1 protein-coding gene is annotated in these 18,513 nt (G+C 43.4%); it reads right to left on the bottom strand.

From position 1 onward, the window contains the following. Window position 1: 1 nt before the first annotated feature. A complete protein-coding gene (locus MT390_RS15385) occupies window positions 2-18,412 on the bottom strand; it encodes a cadherin-like domain-containing protein (protein ID WP_499442053.1) in 18,411 nt (6,136 codons plus the stop codon). Window positions 18,413-18,513 lie beyond the last annotated feature (101 nt).

The raw sequence follows: 18,513 nt of genomic DNA, 5'->3' as shown, positions 1-18,513 counted from the left end.
GTTATTTTTTAATCCTATCATCAGGTGATTGTACTGGACTTTGATCTTCAAATAATGCATCGATATTAGCGCCTGCTGCATCACCCCCTGCAGCATCAGGATCACTTGATTCAGCTGGGGTTAATGCCTCACTGGCCGTCAATATCGGTAAAACATCCAGCGAACGCCATGCAGGCATTGCGGTTAAAAGGCTAGCTAACAGAGAGCCCCCTCGTAATAACCAACTTACAAAAATAGCAGCACCAGTAATACCCACGCCAGCGACTGTTCCAACGTTCAGGTCTTGAATGATTTGGTTTTGTTCTGCAGAAGCATCTAAGTCTTGTTGCATTTTATCCAAATCATCTAAAAATTCAGGGCTACGTGAGCCAATATTAGCAACCGTTGTACTGAGCGGCGTTATAGTTTCTGTTTGTATTCCATTATCAATCCAAATTGAGGTTAATTCCTGAAGAAATGTTTGGCTTTGCTCTTCAACTAAGGAGGTATTATCATTATCGTCATTACTTGCGGGACGCTCAGAAAGCACACTCAGGAAGATATCTTCGTCCAATGGTGTGGTCATGAATCGGCCCTGTTCGCCTAATATGTCAATAGTAAGATCAACATCATTAACAGCTTCTGTAGTAATGTTGTTATCTACAATATCTTCAGGTAAGTCTGTATTGTCATCAGGAATTGGCGTTGGCTCAAGCATTTCAGGTTCATCTATTATCTCATTATCAGTAACGCTGGTGTCTGTTTCTCTTGTTCCATTAATTTGTATTGTTACTGTACTGATGGTTCCATCGATACTACTGACGTTAAAGGTTTCTGCATAATGTTCGCCCTCAATCAATTGATTAAATGCTGATTTTGCCGTAAACACCCATGCACCTGAGGCATTAATAGTGAAGGTACCATATTTGCCTACAATAGTATTTGCAGCAAAGGTATTCTCTTCATTATCAACATCACTAGCTGTTAATTGACCAGCAGTGGTGATCGGGGCATCTGTTTCATCTACTTCCAAACGCTGACTACTCACTACCGCGGCATCATTAGTACCATTAATTTGTATGGTAACGGTGCTGGCTGTACCATCGATACTGGCGACGTTGAAGGTTTCTGATATGTTTTCATTTTCATTCAAGGCATCAAAAGCGTCATTAGCGATGAAAGTCCAAGCCCCAGATTCATTAATATTAAACGTGCCGTATGTGCCGATTAGCGTATCAGAAATGAAGGAATTATCTTCATTATCTACATCACTGGCTGTTAATTTACCGACGGTAGTAATAGCCGAATCTGTTTCATTGATTTTCTGACTTTCGCTACTTACCGTAGCCGCATCATTAGTACCATTAATTTGTATGGTAACGGTGCTAGCTGTACCATCGATACTCGCGACGTCGAAGGTTTCTGATATGTTTTCATTTTCATTTAAGGCATCAAAATTGTCGTTCGCGGTGAAAGTCCAAGCACCGGACTCATCAATATTAAACGTGCCGTAGGTGCCGATTAGCGTATCAGAAATGAAGGTATTATCCTCATTATCTACATCACTGGCTGTTAATTTACCGCTAGTGGTAATAGCTTCATTCGTCTCACTTAAACTCTGACTTTCGCTACTTACCGTAGCCGCATCATTAGTACCATTAATTTGTATGGTAACGGTGCTGGCAGTGCCATCGATACTCGCGACGTTGAAGGTTTCGGATAAACTTTCACTTTCATTAAGTTCATTGAAAGCATCGTTCGTAGCGAAAGTCCAAGCACCGGACTCATCAATATTAAATGTTCCGTATGTGCCGATTAGCGTATCAGAAATGAAGGTATTATCCTCATTATCAACATCATTCGATGTTAATTGACCGCCGGTAGTAATAGCTTCATTTGTCTCACTTAAACTCTGACTTTCGCTACTTACCGTAGCCGCATCATTAGTACCATTAATTTTTATGGTAACGGTGCTGGCAGTGCCATCGATACTCGCGACATTGAAGGTTTCAGATATGTTTTCATTTTCATTCAAGGCATCAAAATTGTCGTTCGCAATGAAAGTCCAAGCACCGGATTCATCAATATCAAACGTGCCGTAGGTGCCGATTAGCGTATCAGAAATGAAGGTATTATCCTCATTATCTACATCACTGGCTGTTAATTTACCGCTAGTGGTAATAGCTTCATTCGTCTCACTTAAACTCTGACTTTCGCGACTTACCGTAGCCGCATCATTAGTACCATTAATTTGTATGGTAACGGTGCTGGCAGTGCCATCGATACTGGCGACGTTGAAGGTTTCAGATATGTTTTCATTTTCATTCAAGGCATCAAAATTGTCGTTCGCGGTGAAAGTCCAAGCACCGGACTCATCAATATTAAACGTGCCGTATGTGCCAACTAAAGTGCTAGTTTTAAAAGTATTATCTTCATTATCGACATCACTGGCAGTTAGTTGTCCGCTAGTAGTAATAGCCGAATCTGTTTCATTAATTTCCTGACTTTCGCTACTTACCGTAGCCGCATCATTAGTGCCGTTAATCTGAATAGTGACTTTGCTCGCTGTGCCATCGATACTCGCGACGTTGAAGGTTTCTGATATGTTTTCATTTTCATTCAAGGCATCAAAAGCGTCGTTCGCGGTAAAAGTCCAAGCACCAGACTCATCAATATTAAACGTACCGTATGTGCCGACTAAGGTTTCAGAAATGAAGGTATTATCCTCATTATCTACATCACTGGCTGTTAATTTACCGCTAGTGGTAATAGCTTCATTCGTCTCACTTAAACTCTGACTTTCACTACTTACCGTAGCGGCATCATTAGTACCATTAATTTGTATGGTAACGGTGCTAGCTGTGCCATCGATACTCGCGACATTGAAGGTTTCAGATATGTTTTCATTTTCATTTAAGGCATCAAAAGCGTCGTTCGCGGTGAAAGTCCAAGCACCGGATTCATCAATATCAAATGTGCCGTATGTGCCAACTAAAGTGCTAGTTTTAAAAGCATTATCTTCATTATCGACATCACTGGCAGTTAGTTGACCGCTAGTGGTAATAGGCTCATCTGCTTCAGTGATTACTTTAGTCTCCGAGCTAACCAATGCTGCATCATTTATTGCAGAAAATAGGATATCAGCAGTCATTTCTAAGGAATCGATTTGGCCATCATTAGCAACGACACTTAACTTAAAATAGGTATCGATTAAAGCATCGTTAGCCAGTGTTGCTTCACCTACTTCTGTTAATGTTACTGCGCCGCTATTAGCATCAATCGTGAAATAGCCATTTTCATTGCCACTACTAATACGATAAGTCAGTGCGTCGCCATCTAAGTCACTAGCTGCAAAGCTTGCGACTAGATCACCCGCTATTGCGATATTTTCAACCTGGGTACTACCATTTACCTTGTTAATGGTGGGCACATCATTAATCGCAGCAAACTTTATCGTTGCTGTCTCTTGCTCGGTTGTTAATTTGCCATCAGTGGCTGTAACGCCTAATGTGTAAACAGCGTTAGTTAAGGCATCGTTATCCAGTTCAACTTCACCAGCGTTCGTTAGGGTCACTACACCTGTATTAGTATCAACAATAAAGTAGCCATTATCATTACCACTGCTGATGTTATAAGTTATTGCATCACCGTCTAAATCGCTACCTGTAAAGGTTGCAACCACATCTCCCGCTGCTGCAATATTTTCAACTTGAGTGCTACCGATAATGGTGTTGATGGTTGGCGCGTCGTTGGTCGCCTCAAAATATATAGCAGCTGTAGCTTGAGCTGAGACAAATACACCATCAGTGGCTGTAACAGCTAAACTATAAACAGCGTTAACCAAGGCATCATTTGACAGTATTGTTTCACCTGCTTCTGTTAGCGTCACCACTCCTGTATTGCCATCAATAGTGAAGTAACCATCGCTGTTACCACTATTAATATGATAAGTCACCTTATCACCATCTACATCGCTGGCGCTGAAGGTGGCAACCACATCTCCTGCAGTCGCAATGTTTTCAACTTGAGTGCTGCCCACATTAGTTGTAATGGTCGGCGCGTTGTCATTTACATGGTTAATTACAATTATTGCACTGGCTTCGCTTGAACTGCTTATACCGTCACTGGCAGTCACACCTATCACTTGGTTACCGAGGTTAAGAATATCGTTTTCAATCGCTGCTTGACCAGCAGCAGTTAAAGTAACGTTGCCTGTGTTAGTATCAATCTCAAAGTAACCGTTGTCATTACCACTGGAGAGACTAAACGTCACGGTGTCACCGTCTGCATCACTAGCGCCGAAGATCGCGACAATATCTCCCGCAGCAGCAGTATTTTCAACTTGTGTACTGCCCTTAACGTTATCAATGATTGGTAGATCATTGCTTCCTGTTACCGTGATAGTGATTGTTTTTGTTTCACTCACACCGTTTTCATTATCGGTCGCAGTGTATGTGAAAGCCACATCACGGCTTGTATTAACAGCCAAATCATCAAAATCTGCATTTGGATTAAAAGTATAACTTCCATCTTCATTGAAGATCAGTTTGCCTATTTTTACATCATCAACCAGTTGATAGCTTACTATCGTTCCATCTACATCGCTCGCCACGGGTACACTGCTGTTTAAGATGCTGTTTTCATCAGTGGTGACTGCATCATCAAAAGCGACTGCTACATCATTTACGTTTGTAATAGTTACATTCACTGTGCCAACTTGGCCTTCCTCATTTGTGTAAGTGAAGCTATCGCTACCGTTAAAGTTAGTATTCGAGATATATTTAATTGTGCCATCAGTATTGATTGAGACATTACCGTTAATACCCTGTGTGACAGAGGCCACTGGCGAAATCGCAGCATCAGTGCCATCAGCCGTATCGGTGTCATTGGCTAACACATCAATATCAATCGCAGTATCTTCGTTCACGCTGGCGATATCGTTATTCACAATAGTTAAATCATTCACGGCATCCACGGTGACATTAACCGTGGCTTCTTGGCCTTCTTCGTTGGTATAAGTGAAGCTATCAGTGCCGTTAAAGTCTGCATTGGGTGTGTATTTCACCGTGCCATCGGCATTGATCGTCACGATACCGTTACTACCTTGGGTAACAGAGGCTACTGGCGAGATCGCCGCTGCAGTGCCATCGGTTGAGTCATCATCATTTGCAAGCACATCGATATCAATCGCCGCATCTTCGTTAACGCTGGCGGTATCGTTAGCTACGACGGTTAAATCATTAATCGCATCCACCGTGACATTAACCGTGGCTTGCTGACCTTCTTCGTTGGTATAAGTAAAGCTGTCGGTACCGTTAAAGTCAGCATTCGGTGTATATTTCACTTTGCCATCGGTGTTGATCGACACGATACCATTCGCGCCTTGGGTAACAGTGGCCACTGGCGAAACTGCCGCTGCTGTGCCATCAACTGTGTCGGTGTCATTGGCTAACACATCGATATCAATTGCCGCATCTTCATTAGTCGTCGCGGTATCGTTAGTCACAACCGTTAAATCATTCACGGCATCCACCGTGACATTCACTGTTGCCGTCTGACCTTCTTCATTGGTATAAGTAAAGCTATCCGACCCGTTAAAGTCTGCATTCGGTGTGTATTTCACCGTGCCATCGGCATTGATTGAGACTGAACCATTAGCGCCTTGAGTCACGCTTTCTACCGGCGAAACCGCTGCTTCAGTGCCATCGGTTGAGTCATCATCATTTGCAAGCACATCGATATCAATTGCTGCATCTTCGTTAGTCGTCGCGGTATCGTTAGCTACGACGGTTAAATCATTCACGGCATCCACGGTGACATTAACCGTGGCTTCCTGGCCTTCTTCATTGGTATAAGTAAAGCTATCCGTGCCGTTAAAGTCTGCATTCGGCGTGTATTTCACTGTGCCATCGGTGTTGATTGACACGCTGCCGTTGGTGCCTTGGGTAACAGAGGCTACTGGTGAGATCGCTGCTTCAGTGCCATCGGTTGAGTCATCGTCATTTGCAAGCACATCGATATCAATCGCTGCATCTTCGTTAGTGCTTGCGGTATCGTTAGCTACGACGGTTAAATCATTAACCGCATCCACGGTGACATTAACCGTGGCTTCCTGGCCTTCTTCATTGGTATAAGTAAAGCTATCCGTGCCGTTAAAGTCAGCATTCGGTGTGTATTTCACCGTGCCATCGGCATTAACTACTACTGAACCATTAGCGCCTTGAGTCACACTTTCTACCGGCGAAACCGCCGCTGCAGTGCCATCGGTTGAGTCATCATCATTTGCAAGCACATCGATATCAATCGCCGCATCTTCGTTAGTCGTCGCGGTATCGTTAGCTACGACGGTTAAATCATTAACCGCATCCACGGTGACATTAACCGTGGCTTCCTGACCTTCTTCGTTGGTATAAGTAAAGCTATCCGACCCGTTAAAGTCAGCATTTGGTGTGTATTTCACCGTGCCATCGGCGTTGATTGAGACTGAACCATTAGCGCCTTGAGTCACGCTTTCTACTGGCGAGATCGCCGCTTCAGTGCCATCAACCGTATCGGTGTCATTCGCAAGTACATCGATATCAATCGCTGCATCTTCGTTAGTGCTTGCGGTATCGTCAGCTACAACCGTAAGGTCGTTCACGGCATCCACGGTGACATTAACCGTGGCTTCCTGGCCTTCTTCATTGGTATAAGTAAAGCTATCCGTGCCGTTAAAGTCTGCATTCGGTGTGTATTTCACCGTGCCATCGGCGTTGATCGTCACGATACCGTTACTACCTTGGGTAACAGAGGCTACTGGCGAGACCGCCGCCTCAGTGCCATCGGCCGTATCAGTGTCATTCGCTAACACATCGATATCAATCGCTGCATCTTCGTTAGTGCTTGCGGTATCGTTAGCTACGACGGTTAAATCATTAACCGCATCCACAGTGACATTAACCGTGGCTTCCTGACCTTCTTCATTGGTATAAGTAAAGCTATCCGTGCCATTAAAGTCAGCATTCGGTGTGTATTTCACCGTGCCATCAGCATTAACTACTACTGAACCGTTACTACCTTGGGTAACAGAGGCTACTGGTGAGATCGCCGCTGCAGTGCCATCAACCGTATCGGTGTCATTTGCAAGCACATCGATATCAATCGCTGCATCTTCGTTAGTGCTTGCGGTATCGTCAGCCACAACCGTTAAATCATTAACCGCATCCACAGTGACATTAACCGTGGCTTCCTGACCTTCTTCGTTGGTATAAGTAAAGCTATCCGTGCCATTAAAGTTCACATTCGGTGTGTATTTCACCGTGCCATCAGCATTGATTGAGACTGAACCATTAGCGCCTTGAGTCACGCTTTCTACTGGCGAAATAGCCGCCTCTGTGCCATCGGTTGAGTCATCATCATTTGCAAGCACATCGATATCAATCGCTGCATCTTCGTTAGTGCTTGCGGTATCGTTAGCCACAACCGTTAAATCATTAACTGCATCCACGGTGACATTAACCGTGGCTTTCTGCCCTTCAGTATTGGTATAAGTAAAGCTGTCGGTACCGTTAAAGTCAGCATTCGGTGTGTATTTCACCGTACTATCGGTGTTGATCGACACGATACCATTCGCGCCTTGGGTAACAGTGGCCACTGGTGAGATCGCCGCTTCAGTGCCATCGGCTGAGTCATCATCATTCGCAAGCACATCGATATCAATCGCGGCATCTTCGTTAGTGCTTGCAGTATCGTTGGCAACGACAGTTAGATCGTTCACGGCATCAACCGTGACATTAACCGTGGCTTCCAGGCCTTCTTCATTGGTATAAGTAAAGCTATCCGTACCGTTAAAGTTCGCATTCGGCGTGTATTTCACTGTGCCATCAGCATTAACTACTACTGAACCGTTACTACCTTGGGTAACAGTGGCCACTGGCGAAACTGCTGCAGCTGAGCCATCGGCAGTGTCGGTGTCATTGGCTAATACATCAATATCCACAGCTGCATCTTCGTTCACGCTGGAGATATCGTTGACAACAACCGTTAAGTCATTAACCGCATCCACGGTGACATTTACCGTGACTTCTTGGCCTTCTTCATTGGTATAAGTAAAGCTATCCGTGCCGTTAAAATCTGCATTTGGCGTGTATTTCACTGTGCCATCGGTGTTGATTGACACGCTGCCGTTGGTGCCTTGAGTCACGCTTTCTACCGGCGAGACTACAGCAGCACTGCCATTATCGACGGCATCAGTACTATCATCATCATTCGCTAACACATCGATATCAATCGCTGCATCTTCGTTAGTCGTCGCGGTATCGTTAGCGACAATCGTAAAGTCGTTCACGGCATCCACCGTGACATTAACCGTGGCTTCTTGGCCTTCTTCGTTGGTATAAGTAAAGCTATCCGTACCATTAAAGTTAGTATTCGGGATATATTTAATTGTGCCATCAGTATTGACTGATACTGAACCGTTGGTTCCCTGTGTTACGCTAGCCACTGGTGAGATCGCCGCATCAACACCATCAGCCGTATCACTATCATTGGCTAATACATCGATATCAATGTCAACATCTTCGTTGGTCAAGCCTGAATCAGCATTCACAACCGTTAGGTCATTAACCGCTACGACTTTAACCGTCGTGCTAGCCAGATTGCTTGTATAGGTTCCATCACTCACTTCGAACGTAATAACACGTTCGGATTCATCTGGGGACTGCGAATTATTGTCATAGGTAACTGTTCGTAAAACCTGTTGATAGTTAGCTAGGCTGTCTGGACCGGAAAGGGTGAGGACACCAGAATCGTAACTGGCAGTGATCGATGTACCGGTTGTATCTACAGAGAGCGTTTCTGAATTAATATCAAGCAGGTTTGTGAGTGTGATGGTTATCGATGTCAAGTTCGAACTGCTGTCGCTTCTGTTATCGATGATTGTTGCATCATTATCCGCAATCAAAACGGCACCACCGTCTTCTGTCCAAGTCGTCTCAAAATCTGATACTGTTGCAGCTGATGAGTCGTCCGCATCCAGATCCAACTGCAGTCTAACAAGGTTATCGCCCTCAATTGTCCAGCCGTGGTCGGTAATCAGTGAACTCCTATCAGTAGCAGAGGCATTATAATACAATCCACTTGCACCGAGAGTAACTCCAGACTTCACGTCCTGTGCAGCCCAACCAGTCAAGGTTGCATCATAATTATCGATCGATAAACCTGATGAACTTAACATGTTGCCCATATTAGTTACGTTATTGATCTTCCAACTGCCAATGTCCTGATCAAAAGCACTCGCACGCAAGAACATATTTCCCATCGTCGTAATGTTAGAGGTATCCCACTTCCCTATATCTTGATTAAAGATACTGTTATCGCGGAACATATTTTGCATATCCTTAACACTAGAAGTATCCCATCCCCCTATATTCTGGTTAAAGGCATTGGCAGCCCAAAATGTAGACTTCATACTGGTGACATTAGAGGTATCCCACGCCCCAATATCTTGATTAAAAGCAGTGGCTTGGGCGAACATGCCATGCATAGTGGTGACACTGGAGGTATCCCAGTCTCCAATATCCTGGTTAAATTGAGTTCCTTGGAACATATTCGTCATATTTTCGACACTTGAGGTGTCCCATTCACCAATCTTGCCATTAAATGAAGTAGCGTACTTAAACATATCAGAAAGATTGGTTATTGCAGATAAGTCAGGCGCATCTGTGGCATTGATAACAAGATTATCCGCACCTTCAAAGGCATCGTCTAAATCCTGCCAAGCGATATTGCCCCATTGCTCGATGGTTAATAACTTGTCAGCATCAGTGGAAGCGGGGTTATTATTCTTTGTGTTGGAGTCGTCGAAGTTAATACCAGGGAAGTCACCGACAATTGAAACGGTATAGGTGCCTGCTATATCATATTGGTGTTCTGCTGGACCAGATGTGTGCGTTGAGGATGTGCCATCTCCCCAATAGACAGTAAAATTAATATCTCCAGAGCCTTTGGTCCCAATTGGAATACTAATTTGGTTATCATCAGATGTGCCAAAATTATCGGTTTTCCAGGTAGTAATAAAACCAGTCAGAGCCTCTAGATTAACGGGTTGTGTCGTTGCTGACGTATCACCCGTATTTGAAGCAGCTGTTACTATAAAGTCAGGGAGATCTTCCCCTCTGTTCACCAAGGTTACCCCGGCATTCGTTAAGGTTACTTCACCCGTTACGCTATTAATTTTATAGTTGGTTCCATCTGCCGCGCTCAAACCGTAACTAATATCACCACCATCCTCATCAGTGGCGCTAACAGTTGCAATTATTGTGTCAGTTTTAACCGTATCTTCGTTTAAGATATCAATCAGATCGACCGTTAATAAAATCGGATCATTGATGGTGTTGGTGGTAACAGTATTGGTTGCGGTCACACCATCACTGGTGGTTAAGCTAATGTTCGCAAGTGTATTGCCCGCATCTAAATACGCTTCACCGGCCGCGGTTAATTTAACGTCGGTGCCATCTAGTTCATAGTGACTGTTTGTATTAGTGCCTGCGGTAAAGTCAACCGTTAAGCCGCCCTCTTCATCGGTCAGCGTGTAGCTTCCCATCACGGAGCCAGCAACTGTTTTATCTTCGGTCACCGTAACATCGGTCAGGCTCAAGGTTTCTACTTCGTTGACATCGGTCACCAAAATTGTGAGCTGTTGGTTCGTCGATGCACCTTCTTTGTCAGTAATGACGACGTCGATGGTGTGCGAAGTATTGCTTTCGAAGTCGAGAAGACTGCCATTGGCGACAGTGAGCTTACCGCTAGGATCTATTGCGAATCGCCCGCCAGCATCATCTGCCAGCGAGTACATAAGTACGTCTTCTCTGTCGACATCGTATCCGGTCACGAATTCAACGACAGTGCCGTTGGCTGCGTTTTCTATGACACTTTGTGAAGCGGCTATTCCATTTACTAAGCGGGCATTGGCCCAAACTGCATGATCTGCATAGTTACTTTCATCTGCATTATTAACTTCCAGTCGTAATACTGCACCGTCTGTTACATCAATAGATATTTCAATCGCATCGTCAACGTAATAAACTATTCCACTGTCGTACTGCAAAACGTCATCGACGAATACTCGAAAGATAACTTCCCCCTGGTTGCCAGATGAATCTGCTATGCCAATGGTCGCAACAAAGCGAGTCGCACCATCAATATTGTAATTAATCTTAGCGTCTTTCGGTTGAGAAGGATGAGTCGTCACACCATAGTCATACTCAACACCGCTAAGACTAATCTTGCCATCCTTGTAATCGGTATCAAACTTAGCTTTACCAGTGATATCACTTTGGCTTATTGGTGTTAACTCAGACAGATATTTCCCAAACTCGGCACTCCTCGGTGAATCGTTTGTACCCGTTACGATAATGGTTGCTGAGGATGTTGAAGTCTCGCCATTTTCATCTTTCATGACATAAGTCACCACAACATTTTCCGTCTCGCCGGCTTGTAAGTGATCGAAGTCAGTAGCCTTTGCTAAAAAGACTAATTTATTCGCAACGATTGAGACCGAGCCTTGATTCGCTGAAACGGACTTGAGAGTGAAGGTATGGCTATCATCTACATCGGTATCATTGGCAAGCACATCAACGGTGACACTTAAATTCTCATCCACCGCAGCGGTATCTATTACTGCGACTGGTGCATCGTTAGTCCCAACTATGTTAATCGTAATGACTTGTTCAGTGCCGTCAGTTGCAGTATAGGTAATAGTATCTTTAACGGTATCAGTTGAGCTTAAGTGTTGAACAGCACTTTGGTCTAGTGTGTAGACCCAAGTACCCGAAGAAAGAGCAAAAGAGCCAAAGCCATTATCCCCTGTTGTAGCGCCTTGATCGGCAAAGCTTGGATTTGCCGTTGCATCAGCATCTGAGATACTAATGTCACCTGAAACGGTACTAGGTGCATCACCGATGTTTCCTTCATTGATGCTAGCAGTTACCGTACCCGATACAACAGGGTCATTGTCGTCCACATCGTTAATATTAATAGTGACTATTTCATTGATAACGGCTGTATTAGTGCCGTCAGAAACGCTGAGTGTTAGTTGATAACTGGCCGTGGTCTCTCTGTCTAGATTACTATTATCGGCAATGCTGATTTCACCTGATCCGCTGTTGATTTGGAAAATGCCAGCATCATTGCCCGCGGTGATGACCCAGTTCTGGGTAGGTGATTCAGAAACCTGAACTGTGCCCACAACGGCATTATTATCTGCATCTTCGTTAACATTAAAACTCTGGCCTACAGTAATCACAGGTGCAGCCATGTCTGTGGTTTTTAGGGTAACCGTGGCATTATCTTCATTTAAATTGCTGACCTTATTACCAGCGAGATCGGCTAAATCGGCATCTGTGCCCTCATCTTGGGTATAAGTTACTTTAGGCGTCGCGCCGGTATCAAGCACGCCATTGAAAGTGATGTAAATGTCGGCATCGTTTGCCGTGTCGCCATTAGTGGTTGAGCTAAACGCTTCACCGGTTACACCAGCCACATCCCAATCGTTAGCGATAACGGTGTCGTCGTTTATTGCTTCAGAAAAGGTCACATGAATTGCATCGATAAAACCATCACCATCGAGGTCAACGGTTTCGAGCGCTGTGATGATAGCTTCTTTCGTGTCGATGCTGTAGTTGTCTGTATCACGACTCGTTTGTAACGCGTTACCGTTAAGATCAGTTAACGCGGTACCAATACGGATGATATTACTGGTATCTTCTAGGTCATCCGTTGGGGTAAAAGTTCCAGTCCATGATTTGCCGCCATCGGAGCTAATAATGGATGTCAGAGTGCCGTTTTCAAGGGTTATATCGTCATTGCTAAAGTTAGTTACGGCTTCAGAGAAAACAATATTTAATGTTGCTGTTTCCCCCACCTTCAATGCATTGTCAGATAACGTGACGCTAGTGACTACCGGCGCAGCTTTGTCGGTGGTCGCCACTGAGCTGTCAGTATTGCTGATAAAATCGCCCAGTTTATTACCATCTGTATCTGCTACTGAGCCTTGGGTATAACGAACCACTGGCGCCGCATCGCTACTAAGTACGCTACCTTTGAAGGTAATATAGATATCTGAATCATTGACGGTATCACCGTTGGTGTTAGCAATAAAAGCTTCCTCAGTAACACCCTCGATATCCCAATCGTTAGCGATAACGGTGTCGTCGTTTATTGCTTCAGAAAAGGTCACATGAACTGCATCGATAAAACCATCGTTATTTAAATCAACCGTTTCAATGGCCGTGATGGTTGGGCTGTCATCAATAATCGTAGCGACGGCTGTCGCCTGACTACCAAACTCAACATTTTGCTCACCCTCCTCAGCTTCAAGCGCTAAGAGAATGGTTTCATTGGTTTCGGGGGTCGTATCGTCAATAAGCGTGATCGTCTGCGTTTGTAACACTGAGGCTGTATAATCACCCGCTTGAATGGTGATAGTGACAGGCGTATCAAAAGCGTAATCATCGCCAGACGTGGCTGTACCGTCAGTAACCGTAAAAACAAAACCCTTAGCGGTAGTACTTTCAAACTCAGAGGTGACTATATAGCTGATGGTCATCGTTCCATCGTTTTCATTTGCACTGTATACAGCAAATTCGAATTCAATGGTCACTACACTATCGATTTTTGCACCACTAATTGTCAAACCATTAGGGATTGAGGCTGCCTTGCTATAGTAAAGCCCACTTGCACCGAGAGTGACGCCTGTCTGCATCACCTGTTCAGTCCAACCGCTGAGAGTGTCATCGAAATTGCGAATAGACAAATCACTATTAGTCAACATGCTGGCCATGTTAGTAACGCTTGTTACGTCCCAATTACCAAGATTTTGGTCAAATGAAGACGCGTTGTAAAACACAAAGCCCATGTTGGTGACTTTAGCGGTGTTCCAATCGCCGATATCTTGATTAAATGAGGTTGCGTCATAGAACATGTACAGCATACTGGTGACATTGCCAATATTCCAGTCACCAATATCTTGGTTAAATTCTTCTGCACCGAAAAACATCGCTTCCATGGTTGTGACATTTTCCGTATTCCATGCACTAATATCTTGATTAAAAGCGTCTGCTCCATTGAACATATGTTGCATGGTAGTCACACTTGACGTATTCCAGCCGCCAATATCTTGATTAAAGACATTTGGATTTTCGGCACTAGCACCTTTAAACATACTGCTCATATCAGTGACACTTGACGTATCCCATGATCCAATATCCTGATTAAAGGTATTCGCATTATAAAACATGCTTTGCATGTTAGTGACACTTGACGTATCCCATGAGCCGATTTCACCGTTAAAAGATGAAGCATCTTGGAACATCAAAGACATGTTAGTAACTTGAGAAGTATCCCATGCGTTTGTCTCTGAATTAAAAATGAGGTCTTGATTAAAAGCACCAGCATTGCGAAACATAAAGCTCATATTAGTGACGCTAGATGTATTCCAATTACCAATATCTTGATTAAAGTTGGTCGCATTGTAAAACATATATTGCATGGTAGTAACGTTGTCGGTATGCCAATCCCCAATATAATGATTAAAAGCATTAGCATTGAAAAACATAGCACTCATGTCTAAGACCTTAGCAACGTTCCACTTACTAATATCTTGGTCAAAAAGGCTAGCATTGGTAAACATTCCTCGCATGCTAATAACTTTAGATGTGTCCCAATTTCCAATATATTGATTGAAGATGTTAGGGGTGGAAATATCACTAGTATTTAGGGGATCAACGCCCCTAAACATATAACTCATATTAGTGACACTTGAGGTATTCCAGCCACCAATATCTTGATCGAAAGAACGAGCATTCTCGAACATACTACTCATGTCGGTAACGTTGGTTGTTACCCAATTACTGATATCACCATCAAAAGCGATGGCTCCATCAAACATCCCGACCATTTTCGTTACGTTTGATGTATTCCAACTGTTGAGGTTTTGATTAAAAGCGCTAGCATCACGAAACATATTACTCATTGAAATAACGTTTTCAGTATTCCAATTATTAATATTTTGATTGAAATATTGTGCATTTCGGAACATAAATTCCATATCGACGACACTTGAAGTATCCCATGCACTTATATCCTGATTAAAATCAGTAGCGCCATAAAACATGAACCCCATGTTATTAACGCTGGAGGTATCCCATTCACTAATATCCTGATTAAAATTAGTGGCTCCGTTAAACATTCCATACATGTTTGTTACAGTTGAAGTGTCCCATTTACTAAGGTCGGTGTTGATACTGGAAGCATCTTTGAACATCTCAGATAAATTAGTTATTCCAGATAAATCAGGCGCATCGGTCGCATTAATAACAAGGTTACTCGCACCATCGAAGGCATCGTCTAAATCCTGCCAGGCGATATTACCCCATTGCTCGATGGTTAATAGTTTGTCGGCATCACCGCTGCCGTTGAAGTTAATGCCGGGGAAGTCACCAACAATGGCCACTTTATATTCGCCTGCTGAAGCATAGGTGTGACTAACCACCTCTCCTTCGGTATAGGTTGTTGAAGCTCCATCTCCCCAATAAACAGTAAAATTGGTAATGCCGGAGCCAATTGGGATAGTGATAGTTTCATCTGCACTGGTCGTTTGCCAAGTAGTCACAAAGCCACTAGCTTCTGCTGTAGTCTGATCATTACCCACCGTTAAGTCGACTGTTCCCGTATCAGTATTTCCGTTGTCATCTGTAACTACATAATCAAAGCTATCAGTTCCTGCACTGGTAGCGGTAACTTTAAGGCGGCCATCTTCGCGTAGTTCGATAACCGTGCCAGATGCTAGTGTGATTGGTGTCCCTGTAACCAGATCGGCTGTAGCATTGCCATTAGCAGTATCAATGATTTGGGTAATTATTAAGGTATCACCGTCCGCAACGGTGTCATTACTCAGCGGGTCAACGGTAACTGGAACACCAGCGGAGAGAGTAAAGGCATCATCGACGGCTTCTGTGGTTAAATCATTAATGGCCAACGTGACAGCCTGCGTATCACTTAAGGGGTCAGTGTCATTATCATCAGTAGCAACCACATTAAAACTATAAGCCGATTTAGTTTCAAAGTCTGGATTATTGGTTAACGTGACTTCACCAGAACTACTATCAATAGTAAATTTGAGGGCATCAGTACCTGATAATGAATAGGTAATGGTAACGCTATCAACATCGGTTGCCACGGCGGTATAAACAACTTGTCTTGCACCACTATTTTCATTAATGGCAGTCACGGTGTCACCAGAAGTAATAACTGGCGCATCATTTACAGCTGTGACCTTCAAAGATCTAAATAATTTGTTACTTTCGCCTCCATCTCCATCTGTGACAATCATTGAAAAACGACGTATTAGTGATTCCGTTGGATTTTCCGATGTATTTTCGTATGATATATTTTGAAATGTCGCTTCCACTGCTTCAACGGTCGCTGAAGAATTGAAAGTGACCACCAGCGCAGTGTTTCCTGTGGTAGACCCAGTATAACTACCAATAACTATGCCGCCATAGGTTATATCAAAATTATTTACGCCAATTTGCCCCGTCGCTGTCCCTTGATTACGTATATCCAGACGGTCTTCCATTTCTTGTGCTTGAATTGTATTTGTGAAAGACAGTTGGCCGCCATCGAAGTTAACTGAATCATCATCATCTAACGTTGTTTCGCTTGCTATTAACACGATTCCATCGTTTTCGGTATATTGGAAAGTCGCACTTGTGTTACGTATTACTGGACTATCATTAACGGGTGTAACAGATGGATCAACATCTCCAGCAATTCCATCTGTTGTTCCATCATTTGGTGTAAGTGTAAATGCAGGTAAATCCATCCCTGCATTAACTAATTCGAGACCATTGGATGTTAAAAGAACTTTCCCGACATCATCGCCAGTGCCAAGAGCATAGTTTGTAGTATCGCTTAAAGTCACTGTGACTGTATTTCCATCTACATCACTGGTACTAAATGTAGCTACAATAGAACCGACCGAGTTGGTATCAGCATCTTCAACAAAATTGTAAGTGGTAACTTCAATATCAGGCGCATCGTTGACGGCTGTAACTTTGATTGAAGGTATAGTAGTTTTACTACTAAAAGCCGTACTACCACCGTGTGAAGATGAATCGACTTTTTCTTCATGTAAACCAGAAGTCTGATCCCAAGCGACTAATTGAAGAGACGTTTCTGTTCCATTAAAATTGTCATTAGGCACAAAACGTAAACTATCAGTATCGGCCAATAAAAGTGTGACTGTTTGACTGGTTTCTCCAATATTAGTCCAATCATCATCGTTAAACGTTTCATTAGAGCCTAAATGATATTGCCATGTTCCGTTTGAACTTGAACTTGCGATTATGCCAACACCTTCTTTCGCATCTGTATCTGCATCAGTTATAGCATCATCGGCGGCACTTTTAATGATTTCAGAAACGAGATTACCTACATTATTAGCGTCATCTTCTTGAATATCAGTCAATGACCAACCGCTGTCAATGGCAATAACGGGCGCAGTATTCTCTGCTAATAAATAACCCCACTCTTGCTGGGTATCGACATCAATAACCACATCGGTTTCTATTGTTCCCGACTGATATTCAAGATCCCAGTCACCACCAAGATCAGTGTGTCCAGTTGCATCATCAGATGCGGCCACATCGGCATCGGTTAATTGTGATAGCGCATCAATAAACGCGACACCTTGCGCATCAACTGCTAAATCACAGCCATAAATGAGCCAATCACCCTCGGCTGAAAATGCATTCCCCCACTGGCTTATTGTCTGTGAGTGTTGAGTTAATTCGCTTTGGCTTAATTGGCTGTTACCGACCTGCACTGAACCTGATGACCCATGAGAAATAAGGTGAACAGCATCTAGATTTTGTTGGTCTGCGAGGATTTCACTGATTTGCTCAATACCATTACGGTTTGAGTCTAGAATGATCACTTCAAGAGTGACTTCATCATCGGCTTGCGATTGTAAGCTGTCGACTAACTGTTGATAATCTTCTACATCGGCATCAATAATGACCAGTTCGTGACGAATATCGGTTGTTTGTGACGTTGACTCAATCAATAATTCGGAATGGTCATCTTGAGCATATTGATTGTTGTCTTGACTAGAATCATTGATAGCAGTGGTTTGTGACCTTGACTCAATCAGTGATTCGGCTTGGTTAGCATCATTAATAGCGATATCTTGCGCATCAATATAATCAAATTCTGTTTGTGCATCGCGTAAAATATCTTCCGTTGACATGTGATCAGGTAAATCGAGATCACCAGCAGATAGATCTAACCCCGGTAAGTCAGCTGACAGTAAAATACGCGGCTCAAGCCCTTCAATAACAGGCGCGTTATATTTACGTTTTTTAATCGATGTCGATTTTTTCATCACAAATTTCATCACCACTACACCCCTAATTCTGAGGAGTAATTAGTAGTAGCAGTGGCTATTAAGTAAGACAGTGAATAAGGTTGATTCCACTGAAAAGCGTATTTTGTATA

The sequence above is a fragment of the Vibrio sp. 2-Bac 85 genome (assembly GCF_037546705.1).
GTDB lineage: Bacteria > Pseudomonadota > Gammaproteobacteria > Enterobacterales > Psychromonadaceae > Psychromonas.
Note: the sequence above shows the minus strand (reverse complement) of the source record. Positions and strands in the feature narration are given on the sequence as shown.

Coding starts and splice junctions, on each gene's coding strand:
- MT390_RS15385 (WP_499442053.1), bottom strand. CDS start 18,412: ATGAAATTTGTGATGAAAAAATCGACATCGATTAAAAAACGTAAATAT.